At 37.9% G+C, this 15,489-nt stretch carries 17 protein-coding genes; 7 read left to right on the top strand and 10 right to left on the bottom strand.

Translation table 11 applies throughout. The features are described from left to right. Positions 1 to 13: 13 nt before the first annotated feature. From O0931_RS12710 to gltX, 5 genes are all read right to left on the bottom strand, one after another. Positions 14 to 3,595, bottom strand: coding sequence for a response regulator (locus tag O0931_RS12710; protein ID WP_269415955.1), 3,582 nt, complete (start codon positions 3,593 to 3,595; stop codon positions 14 to 16). Positions 3,596 to 3,642: 47 nt separating this feature from the next. After that, the gene (locus O0931_RS12705; protein ID WP_269415954.1) at positions 3,643 to 4,794 is read right to left on the bottom strand and encodes a hybrid sensor histidine kinase/response regulator; all 1,152 of its coding nucleotides are present in this window, start codon (positions 4,792 to 4,794) and stop codon (positions 3,643 to 3,645) included. Between the two features lie 100 nt (positions 4,795 to 4,894). Next, complete coding sequence (gene ypfJ, locus O0931_RS12700) at positions 4,895 to 5,734, bottom strand: KPN_02809 family neutral zinc metallopeptidase (protein WP_269415953.1); 840 nt, start codon at positions 5,732 to 5,734, stop codon at positions 4,895 to 4,897. A gap of 121 nt (positions 5,735 to 5,855) precedes the next feature. After that, positions 5,856 to 6,038 (bottom strand): hypothetical protein, encoded by a 183-nt coding sequence (locus tag O0931_RS12695; RefSeq protein ID WP_269415952.1) that lies wholly within the window; start codon positions 6,036 to 6,038, stop codon positions 5,856 to 5,858. Between the two features lie 62 nt (positions 6,039 to 6,100). Further along, positions 6,101 to 7,609 carry a glutamate--tRNA ligase gene (gene gltX, locus O0931_RS12690; protein WP_269415951.1) on the bottom strand — a complete coding sequence of 503 codons (1,509 nt, stop codon included), beginning with the start codon at positions 7,607 to 7,609 and terminating at the stop codon, positions 6,101 to 6,103. A gap of 223 nt (positions 7,610 to 7,832) precedes the next feature. Between gltX and O0931_RS12685 the strand changes: the two genes are divergently transcribed. The 3 genes from O0931_RS12685 to O0931_RS12675 are packed head-to-tail and all read left to right on the top strand — an operon-like array spanning position 7,833 to position 9,940. Continuing rightward, complete coding sequence (locus tag O0931_RS12685) at positions 7,833 to 9,038, top strand: sensor histidine kinase (RefSeq protein ID WP_269415950.1); 1,206 nt, start codon at positions 7,833 to 7,835, stop codon at positions 9,036 to 9,038. Further along, positions 9,019 to 9,528: a DinB family protein gene (locus tag O0931_RS12680; protein ID WP_269415949.1), complete on the top strand. Its 510-nt coding sequence runs from the start codon at positions 9,019 to 9,021 to the stop codon at positions 9,526 to 9,528. Before O0931_RS12685 ends, O0931_RS12680 begins: the two co-directional genes overlap by 20 nt. Continuing rightward, positions 9,518 to 9,940, top strand: coding sequence for a hotdog fold thioesterase (locus O0931_RS12675; RefSeq protein ID WP_269415948.1), 423 nt, complete (start codon positions 9,518 to 9,520; stop codon positions 9,938 to 9,940). The genes O0931_RS12680 and O0931_RS12675 overlap by 11 nt, the downstream gene beginning before the upstream one ends. Before the next feature lie 64 nt (positions 9,941 to 10,004). On the opposite strand, the gene O0931_RS12670 is transcribed toward O0931_RS12675, so the two are convergent. Further along, a complete protein-coding gene (locus tag O0931_RS12670; RefSeq protein ID WP_269415947.1) occupies positions 10,005 to 10,358 on the bottom strand; it encodes a DUF6249 domain-containing protein in 354 nt (117 codons plus the stop codon). Between the two features lie 167 nt (positions 10,359 to 10,525). Between O0931_RS12670 and O0931_RS12665 the strand changes: the two genes are divergently transcribed. The 4 genes from O0931_RS12665 to O0931_RS12650 all read left to right on the top strand — a co-directional run bounded on the left by O0931_RS12665 (position 10,526) and on the right by O0931_RS12650 (position 12,548). After that, complete coding sequence (locus O0931_RS12665; protein WP_269415946.1) at positions 10,526 to 10,846, top strand: DMT family transporter; 321 nt, start codon at positions 10,526 to 10,528, stop codon at positions 10,844 to 10,846. 342 nt (positions 10,847 to 11,188) lie between these two features. Then, entirely contained in the window at positions 11,189 to 11,422 is a 234-nt protein-coding gene (locus tag O0931_RS12660; protein WP_269415945.1) for a hypothetical protein, read from the top strand. A 62-nt stretch (positions 11,423 to 11,484) separates the two neighbouring features. Then, entirely contained in the window at positions 11,485 to 12,066 is a 582-nt protein-coding gene (locus O0931_RS12655) for an RNA polymerase sigma factor (protein ID WP_269415944.1), read from the top strand. Then, a complete protein-coding gene (locus O0931_RS12650) occupies positions 12,063 to 12,548 on the top strand; it encodes an anti-sigma factor family protein (RefSeq protein ID WP_269415943.1) in 486 nt (161 codons plus the stop codon). The genes O0931_RS12655 and O0931_RS12650 overlap by 4 nt, the downstream gene beginning before the upstream one ends. A gap of 124 nt (positions 12,549 to 12,672) precedes the next feature. Here the strand turns inward: O0931_RS12650 and O0931_RS12645 are convergent, their stop codons facing one another. The 4 genes from O0931_RS12645 to O0931_RS12630 form a co-directional block, all read right to left on the bottom strand. Continuing rightward, positions 12,673 to 13,185: an RBBP9/YdeN family alpha/beta hydrolase gene (locus tag O0931_RS12645; protein ID WP_269416265.1), complete on the bottom strand. Its 513-nt coding sequence runs from the start codon at positions 13,183 to 13,185 to the stop codon at positions 12,673 to 12,675. A 98-nt stretch (positions 13,186 to 13,283) separates the two neighbouring features. Beyond that, positions 13,284 to 13,475: a cold-shock protein gene (locus tag O0931_RS12640; RefSeq protein ID WP_010599196.1), complete on the bottom strand. Its 192-nt coding sequence runs from the start codon at positions 13,473 to 13,475 to the stop codon at positions 13,284 to 13,286. A gap of 105 nt (positions 13,476 to 13,580) precedes the next feature. Then, complete coding sequence (locus tag O0931_RS12635; protein WP_269415942.1) at positions 13,581 to 14,507, bottom strand: hypothetical protein; 927 nt, start codon at positions 14,505 to 14,507, stop codon at positions 13,581 to 13,583. Positions 14,508 to 14,548: 41 nt separating this feature from the next. Continuing rightward, complete coding sequence (locus O0931_RS12630; protein ID WP_269415941.1) at positions 14,549 to 15,415, bottom strand: phosphodiester glycosidase family protein; 867 nt, start codon at positions 15,413 to 15,415, stop codon at positions 14,549 to 14,551. Positions 15,416 to 15,489: the final 74 nt, after the last annotated feature.

Raw genomic sequence — 15,489 nt, 5'->3', positions numbered from 1 at the left:
ATTAATTAAAAGATTAAGATTTATGATGATTTTCGTATAACCAAACGCGTAAAAGCGAAAGCAGCTGATCCATATCTACGGGCTTACTGATGTAATCGGAAGCGCCGGCAGAAATACACTTTTCGCGGTCGCCCATCATGGCCTTTGCTGTAACTGCTAAAACCGGTAAATTACGATATTTAATATTTTGTCTGATGGCGGTTGTTGTCTCATAGCCGTCAAGTTCCGGCATCATCATGTCCATGAGAACAACGTCAACCGATGGGTTTTCATCAAGAAGCTTTAAGGCCTCTTTTCCATCTGTAGCCGCAAGAACCTTCATTTGATGTTGCTCCAGTATTTTTGTTAAAGAAAAAATATTTCTGACATCATCATCTGCCACTAGAACTGTTTTTCCTTTTAAAACATCCTGTAATTCGGAGAATTTTTTAGGCTCCGCCTTCTTCACTTTGCTTTTTTCTTCTACAAGGTGAAGAAATAAACCGGCTTCATCCAAAATACGTTGATAAGAATGAGCGGTTTTTACAACAATGGAATCTGCATACTGCTTGATTCTGCTTTCTTCGCCTTTTGATAAGCTTTTACCTGTGAAAATGATAATCGGCAGGTTTTCCAAACCAGGTGTTTTCTTTACAACCTCTAACGTTTCGTAAGCATGTTTATCCGGAATACCCATGTCCAGAATCACGCAGTTTACATCTGGTTTGTGCAATGCAGAAACACCATCAACCACCTGATTTACAATTTCGGTTTGAATGTTAAAATTACCCAGAAAATAGCTTAATGCTTTTGCATGCTGCTCATTTTCTTCAACAATTAATACCTTTTTCGGGTGGCGGCTCAGGGCATGTTCCAGCTTCTGGAAAATCTCCTGCATATGTTCAAAAGCGAAAGGTTTATTAATAAAATCAATAGCACCTTTCAGCAGACTTTCCTTTTTAACCTGTAGTGAAGACATAATATGAACAGGAATCGGACGGGTATCCGGATCAGATTTTAGTTCTTCCATAACCTGCCACCCATCTTTAACAGGCAATTGAATATCCAGAAGAATCGCCAATGGTTTATAAGCCTTTGCCATTTCTATACCAACATCACCACGAACGGCTACCAAACCTTTATAAGCCTTCTTTCTTGTAAAATCCAGAAGTGTTTTTGCAAAAGGCGTATCATCTTCAATAATTAAAATTACCTTATCATCAGGCAGGATATCAGCCCTGTCGTCCGCTATTTCCTGCGGAATGTTTGGAACCGTCAAATGATTTACTTTAACAACGGGTTCTGGTGCAACCTCAGGTTTTTCTAAAGGTATTTCGATATCCTCAAGACCTTTATTTTTATCAACCGGCAGTATTAAGGTAAAAATACTACCTTCGTTTTCTTTACTTTTTAAATCGATATAACCGCCTAAAAGTTTAGCCAGTTCGCGGCTGATGGAGAGCCCCAAACCGGTACCTCCGAACTTACGCCTTGTAGAGCCATCTGCTTGTTGAAAAGCTTCGAAAATCATTCCCTGTTTTTCTGCTGCAATACCAACACCGGTATCCGTAACCTTAAAAATCAGGGCGTTTAGCTTTTCATTTTTCTTAATATCCAAGGTAACGGTACCTTCCGTGGTAAATTTGATGGCGTTCGACAAAAGATTTTTTAATATCTGCTCCAACCGCATTTTGTCGGTATGGAAAAATTCCGGCAATTCTTCCGACGTATTAATTACTAATTTTAAAGCTTTTTCGTTGGCAAGCGGATTAAATAAGGCACGCATATTCGACACAACATCTGCTATCTTGATGTTTGCCCGGTCGAGTTCCATTTTCCCGGCTTCAATTTTAGATAAATCCAGAATTTCATCAATTAAGCTTAACAGGCCTTGTCCTGAACTTTGAATAACTTCTGCATATTCCTGATGTTCGCGATCCATTTCCTCGTTTTCGGCCATCAACCTTGATAACAATAAAATCGAATTTAACGGGGTGCGCAACTCGTGCGACATATTTGCAAGAAATTCAGATTTGTATCTGGTACTCAATTCCAGGGCCTCTGCTTTTTGCTGAATTTCAATATTACGCTCTTCGATAAGCTCATTTTTTTCTTCGAGCAAACTACTTCTTTCTTCAAGTTCCTGATTGCTCTGAAGCAGCTCTTCCTGTTGTACGCGTAATTCTTCTTCTGAAGCCTGGAGTTTTTGCGCCTGCGCTTCCAGCTCTGCATTCATACCCTCCAGTTCATTGTGCTGAACCTGCAATTCTTCCGACTGGGCCTGCGTTTCTTCTAACAGTTGCTGTAATTTTTGCCTGTTCTGAGCACCTAATAAAGCTGTACCCACGTCAGATATAACCAGGTTTAAAAAGTGAAGCTGCAAATCGCTGAATGGGCTTACCGAGCCTATTTCCATACCACCCATTGTAATACCATTTCTAATAATTGGCAAAACTAATAATTGTGTCGGTTTGATATTTCCGGTTGCATAACTAACGGTTAATTCACCCTGTGGAATTTCATCGAGTAAAATATGCTTGCCGGATTTTACAGCCTGGCCAATTAAGCCTTCCCCAACTTCCAATATGCTTGCAAGATTTTGCCCTTTTACTGCATACTGTCCTTTAAGATGCAGATAACCATCATCTTTAAAGAGATAAATTGCACCAACCTGGCTTTTTGTATAAGTTATTAAAAACTCAATAATATCATCTGCTAACTTAAAAACATCTTTTTCGCCAACCATTTTTACATTCAGGTTTGCAACGCCGGTTTGCAGCCATTCGTTTTCCGCCAGGGTATCGAAAGATTTTTTTAACGAGGCCGACATTGTATTTAATGAGCCTGAAAGCTCACCAATATCGTCCTGTGTCTGACTGTCTAATTTTACGCCGTAATTTCCTTCAGAAATTTGATGTGCAATTTCTTTAATGGCCAAAATACGTTTTTCCATCTCGTATTTTTTGTCTTCAATTTCTTTTTGAAGTTTAACGCGTTCATCAAAATCAATCGATACTTTTCTATAAAAAAACAAGGTGATTAAAATTGCCAGTACCGCAGCAATTAAAATTAATATTGGGGTATAAGAAGTGAGCTTATTTAATTCTGCTGTTCTGTTTTCAAGTAGCCGGCGTTCTTCAGTTACCATTTGGTTAACGATATTCCTCGCTTGATCCATATAGGTTTTACCTTGAAACAAAACTGTAGGATCTACCTGTCCGCCTAAAGATTTAATTTCGATAGTAGATTTAATAATCCCTAACCGGCGCAACATGATATTCCTTAATTCATCAACGTTTTTTTGCTGCTTTTGATTATCCCTGGTACTTTCAGCAACTTTATTTAAAGTATTAAGCGCAGCATCGGTAGCGCCGTTGTAAGGTTCCAGAAAAACTTTATTACCGGTTAAGAGATAGCCTCTCTGACCCGTTTCCGCATCTTTTAAAGTAGAAATTATGCTTTCTACATTTAAAATTACTTCATCACTATGTTTAACCAGTTCGGTACTTTTTATCAAATTGCTTATACTAACGTACGAAGCAAGAGAACTGATGAAAAGAATAATAAGCGATAAGCCGAGGCCTAACCGTAAATTATTTTTAAGGGTTGTTTTCATTAAAATTTATGCTTTGTTGGGATTTATAAGATGGTAATTTGATGGTATTAAACATTTTCAAGTATTTTTTTATCGGCGATTAACCTGGTTTCCTCTTCTATCGGAATGATAAAATAAAACTCAGAGCCCTCATCAGGTAAACTATTTACGCCAATTGTGCCACCATGTCTTTTAATAATTTCAGAACAGATGTATAATCCAATACCCAAGCCGTTAAACCGGTTACTGTTTTCTTCTACGCGGTAAAATTTATCAAATATTTTATGCTGCTGTTCTTTTGGAATTCCAATGCCGAAATCTTTAACGGCCAGATAGAGTTTGCCATCTTTTATATTGATAATTACATTAACCTGGTTGGTGCCTGGTGCGTATTTTATTGCATTGCTGATGAAATTGATAACAACCTGTTCCAGTCGCATTTCATCGCCGTAAATCATTTCATTGGTTTTGCCAAGCTTAGTGATGTTGAATTCAGGATTTGATTGCTGCATCATTTCAATGGCATTATTTACCATATTATCTGCGCAGAATTGCTGCATATTAAATTTCAGTTTTCCGCTTTCAATTTTAGAAATATCCAGTAAATCAACTATCAGTTCATTCAATTTTTCCAATTGAATGCTGGCTTTATCAAGATGATTTTGCGCCATCACCTTATCATCTTTATTAATGCTCCTTTGCAATAATTGAATATAGCCTTTTACACTGGTTAGCGGTGTTTTTAACTCATGGCTTGCAATACTTATAAATTCATCTTTTTTATGCTCAGCCTGCTTGCGGAATTCGATTTCTTCCAAAAGTTTTTCCTGGATTTCGTTGAGCTTTCTATTTTGCTCATAAATGCGGTAAAATGTTTTTATTTTCAGTAAAAGAATGTTGATATCTACCGGTTTGGTAATGTAATCCAAACCACCACTTTCATAGCCTTTAGTGATAAATCTTAATTCTGTATTTACTGCAGATAAAAAAATGATTGCTGTGTCTTTTGCTTTACTGAAACCAGAAACGGCTTCGGCTACTTCAAAGCCATCCATATCAGGCATTTGAACATCAAGAATAATCAGGACGTAATTATTTTTCAGAACTTTTTTTAGCGCTTCCTCTCCTGAAGGTGCTGTATCAACCTCAAAATTGTGAGCCTGCAATACTTTCTGCAGAGATACTAGGTTTTCAGGCCTGTCATCAACAATAAGAATCATCTTTTATAAAACATTAGAAAGCCGGGAAATCATGTTTGGTTAGGGCGAAATCGTCCCTAAATGTAAACAAACACATACATTTTAAAAATGTTTTAAAAAATTATAAATTATTTGAATTAAATGTATCGCCTTGTTTAATATCTCCGGTTTCGAATCCTTTTTTGAACCAATACATACGTTGTTGTGATGTACCATGGGTGAAAGAGTCTGGTGTAACCTCACCATTTGCCTGTTTTTGCAATTTATCATCGCCGATGGCATTCGCTGCAGTTAATGCCTCTTGTAAGTCGCCTTCATCAAGTTTTATTATTCCTGATTTTTGCGCATTGTGGGCCCATAGGCCGGCAAAGAAATCTGCCTGGAGTTCTAATTTAACAGATAAACGGTTGTAATCCGCTTCACTAACTTTTCCACGTGCTTGTTGTAATTTATCAGAAATACCTAAAAGATTTTGAACATGATGACCTACCTCATGGGCTAAAACATAGGCTTGCGCAAAATCTCCTGCTGCACCAAAACGGTTAGCCAGTTCATCATAAAATGATAAATCTATGTAAACTTTATTATCTCCCGGACAATAGAAAGGCCCAACATCAGCAGTGGCATTTCCACAAGCTGTTTGCACACCTTCTCTAAATAATCGAAGCGTTGGTTTTTCATATTCTTTACTCATGCTTTGAAATTCTTTTTCCCAAACTTCATCCGTAGAATTTAAAATCTTCGACATTTGAATTCCGGCAGAATCTGTTGGAATTCCTTTATTAACTTCAGCGGCTTCATTAGTTGGTATTTGACCAACCAAGCCAGTTAAATCTTTTCCAAAAAACAGCCCTAACACCACAATTATTAAACCTACTCCTCCACCTAAAACAGCCTTTCCGCCACCTTTACTTCCCCTGCTGTCTTCAACATTTTCACTTCCTTTTCCGAATATTTGCATAGTAGTCAATTAATTAAAACATGTTAAATATCTTTTACAACAAAATAGACAACATAAATGTTGCCTATTTTTTATATTTAGTTACTAAGAGACATTTTTTTTATCAAATGAAGATAAGCGCTTACTTATGACTTCCATCTCTATTTATCCAAGTAAACAGATTATTATTCAATTCATGTCCGGGCCTGCTGTCTTCAACATTGTCAGATCCAAATCCATTCCACTTCATTCCACCCATAATGTTCCTTTGTTCTTCTTTTGTTAGAACAGTAATTCCTTGCAAATCTTTTAGTTTTTTTTTCATAATTACATACTTTAGTGGTTAATTATACAATATACTAACTTTTTTATAACTTAAAATTATTTCTAACCATTAAAAACTGTTATCGCTTTAGCTATTCTAGATTTCGTTTCTTCAGTGCCGAGTAAAATCGCAATATCGAAAACACCGGGACCAAACTTTCCGCCAACAAGCATAACCCTGAAAGGCAGCATCAATTCGCCGGGTTTAAAACCTTTTTCTTCTGCTAAAGCTTTAAAAGCGGCTTCGGCTTCAATTGCATTGCCTAAGTTGATATTTTCTGCATATGTTTCAAAAAAAGCGGCTTTTTCTACCGTCCATTTTGGCTTTACCGACGCCGAATCATATACTGCAGGTGAAGTAAAAAAATAACCACTCTGAACGACAAAATCTGGCAATAACGTACACCTGTCTTTTATTAAATCGATAACCGTATCTAAACGCCTGTCATCATTAACTTCTATTCCTGCCTTTTGCAGTTCATTTTTAACTGAAACCCGCAAATTTTCAACTGAAGTCTGCTTTATCCACTCGTGGTTATACCACTTCGCTTTTTCAAAATCGAACTTAGCCCCTGCCTTACTGATTCTCTCCATAGAAAATCTTTCTTCTAACTCGACAAGCGTAAAGATTTCCTGCTCCGTTCCATCATTCCAGCCCAGAAGCGCAAGTATATTTACAAAAGCTTCCGGCAGGAAACCCATTTCTTTAAATCCTTTTGTTACATCGCCGGTTTTAGGATCTATCCAGTTCATTGCATAAACCGGGAAACCTAAGCGATCGCCATCGCGCTTGCTTAATTTTCCATGCCCGTCGGGTTTTAAAATTAAAGGTAAATGCGCCCATTGCGGCATATCTGTTTCCCAGCCTAAATATTTCCAAAGTAAAATATGAACCGGTGCCGATGGCAACCATTCTTCACCTCGAAAAGCATGTGTAATTTCCATGGCTTTATCATCTACAACAACGGCCAAATGATACGTTGGCATACCATCTGCTTTAAGCAAAACTTTATCATCAACAATAGCCGTTTCGAAGCTGACATCGCCACGAATTAAATCGCTAAAATGAACAATTTCATCTTCAGGTACTTTAATGCGGATAACGTGTGGTGTTTTTGCTGCCAATAAATCTTCAACTTCACTAAGCGTTAACGTTAAGGAATTACGCATCTGCATACGTGTGGCCTGTCCATATTGAAAATTTGGAAATTCTTTTCTTTTTACATCCAATTCTTCCGGTGTATCAAAAGCATAATAGGCATAACCGTCGCTAATTAGCTGTTCGGCAAACTTTCTGTAACTCGACTTGCGCTCACTCTGGCGATAAGGGCCGTAAGCACCCGGTTTGTTGGGACTTTCATCCGGCGTAATGCCACACCAATCCAAACAGTTTACAATATATTCTTCAGCACCCTCTACAAAGCGGTTCTGGTCGGTATCTTCTACACGTAAAACAAAGGTTCCATTATGTTTTCTTGCAAACAAATAATTAAACAAGGCTGTGCGAACACCCCCTAAATGCAAGCCTCCGGTTGGGCTCGGCGCAAATCGTACTCTAACTTTTTTATCCATTGTTGTTTTGTTGAGCGCTAAGCGTTTTGCGTTAGGCGCTTTGAACGCTTAGCGCCTAACGCAAAACGCAAGACGGCACAAAGATATGTTTTTCATCTGTTTTATATTGTTTTCATCTGCAATGACGCGGTAATGCTTTTAAAATTATTACCCCTCAGTTTCTGAAAAAGCATAATGGTTTTATGTTTTTTTCGTTTTGTTATTGTAATTTGCTACCCAAAGCATGAATCCATACGAAAAGAAACGCCGCTGGAAATTTTTCCTTCTTATTTTTGCCATCCTAATCGGCATTGCCTCTGTATTTTACACCGATTCTTTTGTTAAAAAAATGGAACGCGAAGAGGAAAACCAGTTTCAGCTTTGGGTAAAAGTACAAGAGCGCTCTATGCTTTTAATGGATAATGATTTACTGGTTGGTTTGGTAGAAACGGTTAGGCAGAACACAAAAACGCCCGTAATATTAACCAATAACGAAGGCTTAATTATTTCAACATCAGGATTAGACAGTACCAAAACAATATGGCCTGATAACGGCAAACTGGTTTATGATAGCCTGTATTTTGTTAAACAACTGGCCACTATGAAGATACAGCATAAGCCTGCAACAATGAATGTTTTTGGCGCCGAATATAAGGCTTACTATAAAGATTCTTTCGTTTTAACACAACTCCGTTACTTTCCATATATCCAGATGGGTGTTATTTTTCTATTTCTTTTAACGGCCTATGCAGCATTTAGTTCGGCGAGAAGAGATGAACAGGATCATGTTTGGGTAGGTCTGGCGAAAGAAACGGCACATCAGCTCGGCACCCCGATATCGTCATTAATGGCCTGGGTAGAACTTATGAAATCGAAATTCGATGCGGAAGATGATCCTTTGATTGCCGAGATGGAAAACGACATTAAACGCCTTGAAATTATTACCGACAGGTTTTCAAAAATCGGCTCGAAACCAATACTTGAAGATCATGTGGTTTACCTGGTCATTAATAATTTCATCGATTATTTTAAAGTCAGAACATCCGATAAAGTTAAATTTACCATTACCGGTGATGAACAGGTGAGGGCAATGCTTAATATTCCACTTTTTGATTGGGTAATAGAAAACCTCCTAAAAAATGCCGCAAATGCCATTGAAAACGAGGGTTCTATTTCAGTTAACATTATTGAAAACCTGGCTAAAGAGCAGGTATTTATTGATGTTACGGATAGCGGAAAGGGTATTCCCAGATCGAAATTCGATGCGGTTTTTCAACCGGGCTACACCACCAGGAAACGTGGCTGGGGTTTAGGTTTATCATTAACCAAACGTATCGTGGAAAATTACCATAGCGGTGAAATCTTTGTTAAAGATTCTGAAATAGGTAAAGGAACAACATTTAGAATAATCTTAAAAAGCAGCTTAAAATATGAACCGACCACAGCCTGACGACTATCCAATTTGGGGTGAAACCTATATCAGCAAAGTTAATGGGGGTATTTTTGAAATCCTTGAAGAACAGGTTTTTAGTATTCCAGTATTATTCGAATCAAATAAGGAAAAGGAAAATTTTGCTTATGCCGAAGGTAAATGGACATTGAAAGAAATGCTGGGCCACATTATTGATTGTGAACGTATTTTTGTTTATCGGATGACTTGTTTTGCCAGAAATGAACAGCAACATTTACCCGGTTTTGAAGAAGATGATTATGTTGCCAATGCCCGCTTCGCTGAACGAAACTATGAAGATATGATTGAAGAATTCGCAGCCTTACGCAAAGCCAACCTTTACTTTTTCAAAAGCCTTAATGAAGAGGAATTAAACAGAAAAGGTGTCGCTTCAGGCAGGGAAATAACTGTTAAATCTATTTTATTTATTGCTGCAGGCCATATTATTCACCATGCCGGTGTGCTAAAAGAACGTTACCATGTGGTTTAAAGACTTTACAACTGATGATTTAAATAATCGCCCGAAGAATCATATAGGCGGCTTGCTTGATATAAAATTTACTGAAATTGGTGAAGACTTTATTACCGGAACCATGCCTGTTGACGAACGAACGCATCAACCCGCGGGAATTTTGCACGGCGGCGCATCGGTTGTTTTAGCCGAAACCCTAGGTAGCATTGCTTCCTACATGTGTATCGACCCTGAAAAATATGTAGCTGTTGGTTTAGAAGTTAATGCGAACCACCTTCGCCCCGTAAAAAGTGGTTTGGTTAAAGGCATTTGCACCCCGATTCATATTGGAGCGAAAACCCATATCTGGGATATCAAAATTTATAACGACCGGGGAAAAATGAGTTGCATCAGCAGGTTAACGGTAGCCGTTATCAATAAACCGCAGTAAAAACCTTAAAAAAACCTGCGAGGTGTTAAATGCTATTTAAGACCTCGTAGGTTTAATCCGAAATTTATTGATCAATCGCTTTCTTCTCAATTAGAAATGAGGTGATTAAACCTAATCCGCCGAAAATACCCAGGCAGCCAAAATAAATTGCTACAGACTGACCTTCTTCTGAATGTGTCATGTCCGAACCGAAAACACCTCGGACTGTAAATAAAGCAACCAATAAACCGATTCCCAAGCCAACCAGCAATAAGCCGAATTTTAAACTCAGGTACGGACGAGGCGTAGATTTTCCGATACCCGGATCGATACCGCGTTCTATCATTGCCATTTTTTCCTTGTTTGATAAATAGCGGATTCCAAATACCATTGCGAATGCGCCTAAAAAAAGTGAGATTGGGACTAATATACCTTCCATGATTTTAATTTTTATTGTGTGTACTATTCTGTTTCTTTTATTGAACCGTGTTCTGTGTATTATGACAACACGATTTTTAATCAGGTTACACTTATGCTGTAAAAAGTTTACAATTGATAATTTTCAGTTCAAACGGGAAGTCTTTAAACATTTTTACCTTTGCAGATATGAACTGGATTATACTAATTATTGCAGGCCTTTTTGAAGTTGGTTTTACCACGTGCCTGAAGCTCTCTAACAACTTCAGCAATTTAAGGTGGAGCGTCGGTTTCTTTATATGTATTGCTTTGAGTTTTATGATGCTAAACAAAGCTGCGCAAACCTTACCAATGGGTACCGCTTATGCTGTATGGACGGGTATTGGTGCTGTTGGAACGGTAATTATTGGTATTGTTTATTTTAATGAACCGGCAACATTCTGGCGGATATTTTTCATCTGCACATTAATTGGCTCCATAGCAGGTTTAAAATTTTTCGCTTCGCACTAGCTGATTGATTTGGCTTCGACAACTCTGATTATGATGGTGCTTAAAAAAGAATTTTAAACTTAGCGCCTGTTCCTTCGCTGGTGGCCCACCGGTTAATCTAACTTCTATGGTATTCTTTTTCTGAAGCGCAAAACCAGTGCAGGCAACCAAATTTGTTCCCGTGTTTCACTTATACGCTTCGGGCATCGTACCTCAGCCCTGCAGGGTAACGTTTCACCCGGGGCTAATTACTCTTGGCTGGTGGCTCATTAGCCAATCTAATTTCTATAAGATTCTTTTTTTGAAGTTTACAAGGCCGTAACTTAGCTTTGAGAGCTGATTCTGATAAATGCTTAGAAAAAGTTGTCAAAGTTTAAAGCCTCAATCCGGCAGGATAAGGTTCGCCCGGCACTAACCGGGAGTAATGTTGCTATTTATGAACGGTTTGAAAGTCTGGCCGCTGTGCCTAAACCTGATAGGAACGAACATGTAGTGTTAGCCCTTTCAGCTAACCACGGCGTAAAGTGGATAGCAGGACTGCAGGCGGCCAGGAACCACTGCCATTCATTTCCAGAAAAGCCGAATTCTTTTCGCTAAATTAAGGCTAATTCTATTTGCACTGTAACCTGGTTAGTTTTCAGGTAGTCTTAGTATGAAGTATGAAGCAGGAGTTAACAGATTTAGAGCTGATTCAAAATGTATTAACCGGCGAAACCGGGCAATATGCTTTGCTGGTGAAACGCCATCAGCGATTTGTTTTTACGCTTGCTTTAAGATTTGCAAAAAACCGGGAAGATGCCGAAGAAATTGCCCAGGATTGTTTCGTAAAAGCTTATAAAGCATTAGGCTCTTTTAAACAGACAGCTAAATTCAGTACCTGGTTGTATACCATTACTTATACAACGGCAATGACTTTTTTGCGGAAAAAACGTTTAGATACCTCATCAATCAGCGATGAGGAAACATTTTTGCAATTGGAAAATCATACCTCGGCTTTTAATGCAAATGTTTATGAACAACAAAACAGCCATGCTTTTTTAAACGAAGCAATTAAAGATTTACTACCAGACGACGCTGCAATTATAACGCTGTTTTACAGCGGCGAACAAAGTTTAGAAGAAATTGGAACGGCCTTAAACATGGCGCCAAATACCGTAAAAGTAAAACTGCACCGTGCAAGGCAAAGGCTTAAAGAAAAATTACAATATTTGTTAAAGGATGAAGTAAAGGAGTTACTATGAATACAATAGAACAACAACTTTGGGATTACATTGATGGAAACCTGAATGAAACCCAACGAAAAAGCATCGAGGAAAAGATTGAAAGTGACCTTTCGGTAAAACTTCAGTACGAAGAATTATTAAATTTAAACATCGCCTTCGGTGAGATGGAGCTCGATGCGCCATCGATGTCCTTCACCAGAAATGTAATGGAAGAGGTGGCACTTCAGCCTGTACCTATTTCGCTAAAAACTAAAGTAGATAACCGGATTATATTCGGTATCGCGGCCTTTTTTATACTGGCTATACTCTCCATATTAGGGTACATTTTGTATAATACAACTTTTTCGATGCCCGATTTCAGCAAGTATTTCTCGGTTAATTTAAATGTAGAAAAGCTTTTAACACCAACCACCTTATACATTTTTTTAGGTGTAGATTTGATTTTGGGATTGATATTTATGGATTATGTGTTCAGGAAAAAGCTAAATAATAAGGAATGATTATTTCCGCCGGAGATTTTGAAATTTATTATTAATCGAGCGCTTTAATCTAAAATTAAGTTAAAAATTAAAAAAGGAGGTTAATAATAGCGTTCAGATTACCAATAAATCTGCGGAAATTAATCTATTTAAATGATTTTAACAGTTCCAGGCCTTCTTTCCATTCACCAAATCCTGAGGCCGCATTAATATGCCCGGCTTCGCCAATATTAATAAATTCGCTTCCCCAATTCTCGGCGAAGAACGCAGCCCGCTCTATCGAAATCCACTCGTCGTTGGTACTCGCTACCACAATGGTTTTAAAACCTATTCTGTCAAGCGGCACACTTTCAAAGCCAACGGTGTCGAAAGTATATCTCGGCGCTTCAACATCGCTTGGTGCAACCAGCAATGCGCCCTTTATTCTAATTTTTGAAGTTTTGGCCCAGTTTGCAATGGCGATACAGCCCAAACTGTGACCAATTAAAACAACTGTTTTGGGATCAAGGCCGGAAATCGCATTATCTGTGTTTTCAACCCAATCTTTACATGCAGGCGTATCCCAATCACTTTGTTCTATTCTTTTAAAGTTAGCTGCTGATTTTTCGAAATAGCCTTGCCAATGCTCCGGCCCGGAGTTACCTAAGCCAGGTAAAATAAATTAGTTAGTCATAAAATTGATAAATAAATTCAGGATTTTGGGCAATAAAAAAAGCCCCAATAAAATCAGGGCTCTTTTGTAAATATGATAGTTAATTAAATTACTTTCACATTAACGGCATTTAAGCCTTTTTTACCGTTAGCAACTTCGTACTGTACTTTGTCGTTTTCACGGATTTCGTCGATAAGACCTGTTGAATGAACAAAGATTTCGCTATCGCCATTTGCAGGGATAATAAAGCCAAAACCTTTAGTTACATTGAAGAATTTTACTGTGCCTTCTTGCATTGTATTAAATATTAAAAATTAAGTCTGCAAGGTAAGTTTTAATTTTTAAAATCAAAATAAATTTTAACATTTTTTTAACGTTAAAATTTTGTAAATAGCAGATTACTAAGGCCTTTTAATTGCCTTCCCAATAATCATCATGGTAATTTGGCTATTATGCGGAATGCCTAAGCTAGTTCCGGGCAGTACATTAAACAGGTTTCTAATGTAAATATCGGCCACAGCCTGCATGTTTTTTTTCTTCGATTCTACATTCTCCGGAAGTACCCCGTAAACATTTTTTACATGGATGCCACCCTGGAAATCTACTACCGCAGAAATTTGATACGCAAAATCTTTATAAGCCCGGTTTATTACAATTTTATACTGTGGAAACATATAATCATAAGCCGTGGTACGGCCTTCTAGTTTATTTGCCGTAACCAGTTTTTCTACTGTTACAATTTTGCTTTTCGGTATAAATTGAACAGGTTCGGTTGCTGCAAAAGCACTGTCGCTGTTCAGGTTTACGGCATTTGCTCTTTTGGTTATAAAAACAGTATCTGCTTTTGTAGGCCTTTGTAATTTTTCAGCAGTTGTTTTCAGTTTATTTTTGATATAGCGCTGTGCATAAAAAGTCATGTTTACATCTGAACGGAAATCGGCAAGAACAAGCTTGCCATTTACCTGAACCCTTTGTAAAATCAGGCTATCTGTAGTCATGACCTTTACTTTAAACCATTCTTCGGCAAAGTTATAAAGGTTTCCATGGTCGTATTGCAGGAAAAATTTTTGCATAATTTGCTTCTGCGGGCTCCAGGCCATCATGGTGTCTTCAGCTGCAACTTCAATTATCCACGATGGTTTTTGCATAAAGCCTTCCTGGTTAAAAGAAAGTCCGTTTTTAAACCGCCGCCTAACTTCCTCATAACGGATGCCTTTAACCGATTCCCAGGTATAATCCCTCAGTTTGGGATTCGTTTTTTTGGAAGCAAAATCGCATGATGAGCATAAAACAATAGCATAAAGCAGGAGGCAAAAATTTCTAATCATATCTATATAACGCAGCCGGCAAAAATTTCGACTAAAATAATTTATTTTTTCTTAACCAAAATTACATTAGCCACTTTCCGCTGCCCTTCATGGTCCCACTTTTTATTATCCGTTGGATAATTAATTACACCGTTTCCGCGGTAGCCCTTTACCCAAAGCGTTGTAGAGCCTCCGCCATCAAAATTAATTGCACTTGTACAGCCCAACCAACGCATAATTTTTGTGAGTTCAAATAAACTCATTCCTGCCGAATTATCATTCCGGCCATCAACGGTTAATAAAATTACACGTCCGTTTGGCTTTATGCCTAAGCAAGTTCTGGGGTGCCGCAAACGGTTAAAAGCAATTGTATCTAGTGCTTCATCTCTTCCGTTAATTGCTAAAAGAGGCCCGTTTAAAAGCACATTTTTTTCAGTTAAATTCTTTTCCCAGTCTGTGCTGCCATCCCACTTTTTTATGGCGATCTTACCGTTATCGATTACAACAGCCGCCCGCTGATGAAAAGCCCGGTTTCCATTTTTTTCAATCCGGTTTACGTTGATTATTTTTCCATCAACTCTCACGAAATCAACTGAACCTCCATTTTTTACATCAAAAAAATTGCTGTTAACAGCTGCCACAGCAGTGTCTCTTAAACCAAAATCGCTGGTTGTGATTAGTTCTTTTTCTTCAGCACCAATTGCAAAAACTGCTTTTTTTCCGGAATTTTTAATTTCAAGAAAAGAAATGTTTTCATTTACCGTAAACAGATTTTTGCGGTTAAAATGGTATGTAAACAACCTCACCTGCTTAGCTATCCGCTGCTTTTCCCAATGGGTTTTGATAAAAATCAGCGAATCCTGAACCTGTGTAAAGGCATTATGGCTTACCAGGAAAAGGAAGAATAAAACAGTAACCTTTTTAAACATTCGTTAAGTCTTTTAGAATATACTAAATTAAAACCTGACAAACTGTTTATCGACTTGTAACCTGAAAATTACTG

Origin of the sequence: Pedobacter rhodius (assembly GCF_027213645.1) — a bacterium.
GTDB classification, from domain to species: Bacteria; Bacteroidota; Bacteroidia; order Sphingobacteriales; family Sphingobacteriaceae; genus Pedobacter; species Pedobacter rhodius.
This window is presented reverse-complemented; position numbering and strand designations above follow the sequence as displayed.

What these genes read in the sequence shown, in the direction of transcription:
- O0931_RS12685 (WP_269415950.1), top strand. Translation starts at nt 7,833, where the DNA reads ATGAATCCATACGAAAAGAAACGCCGCTGGAAATTTTTCCTTCTTATT.
- O0931_RS12675 (WP_269415948.1), top strand. Translation starts at nt 9,518, where the DNA reads ATGTGGTTTAAAGACTTTACAACTGATGATTTAAATAATCGCCCGAAG.
- O0931_RS12630 (WP_269415941.1), bottom strand. Translation starts at nt 15,415, where the DNA reads ATGTTTAAAAAGGTTACTGTTTTATTCTTCCTTTTCCTGGTAAGCCAT.
- O0931_RS12705 (WP_269415954.1), bottom strand. Translation starts at nt 4,794, where the DNA reads ATGATTCTTATTGTTGATGACAGGCCTGAAAACCTAGTATCTCTGCAG.
- O0931_RS12655 (WP_269415944.1), top strand. Translation starts at nt 11,485, where the DNA reads ATGAAGCAGGAGTTAACAGATTTAGAGCTGATTCAAAATGTATTAACC.
- O0931_RS12670 (WP_269415947.1), bottom strand. Translation starts at nt 10,358, where the DNA reads ATGGAAGGTATATTAGTCCCAATCTCACTTTTTTTAGGCGCATTCGCA.
- gltX (WP_269415951.1), bottom strand. Translation starts at nt 7,609, where the DNA reads ATGGATAAAAAAGTTAGAGTACGATTTGCGCCGAGCCCAACCGGAGGC.
- O0931_RS12640 (WP_010599196.1), bottom strand. Translation starts at nt 13,475, where the DNA reads ATGCAAGAAGGCACAGTAAAATTCTTCAATGTAACTAAAGGTTTTGGC.
- O0931_RS12680 (WP_269415949.1), top strand. Translation starts at nt 9,019, where the DNA reads ATGAACCGACCACAGCCTGACGACTATCCAATTTGGGGTGAAACCTAT.
- ypfJ (WP_269415953.1), bottom strand. Translation starts at nt 5,734, where the DNA reads ATGCAAATATTCGGAAAAGGAAGTGAAAATGTTGAAGACAGCAGGGGA.
- O0931_RS12665 (WP_269415946.1), top strand. Translation starts at nt 10,526, where the DNA reads ATGAACTGGATTATACTAATTATTGCAGGCCTTTTTGAAGTTGGTTTT.
- O0931_RS12710 (WP_269415955.1), bottom strand. Translation starts at nt 3,595, where the DNA reads ATGAAAACAACCCTTAAAAATAATTTACGGTTAGGCCTCGGCTTATCG.
- O0931_RS12695 (WP_269415952.1), bottom strand. Translation starts at nt 6,038, where the DNA reads ATGAAAAAAAAACTAAAAGATTTGCAAGGAATTACTGTTCTAACAAAA.
- O0931_RS12635 (WP_269415942.1), bottom strand. Translation starts at nt 14,507, where the DNA reads ATGATTAGAAATTTTTGCCTCCTGCTTTATGCTATTGTTTTATGCTCA.
- O0931_RS12650 (WP_269415943.1), top strand. Translation starts at nt 12,063, where the DNA reads ATGAATACAATAGAACAACAACTTTGGGATTACATTGATGGAAACCTG.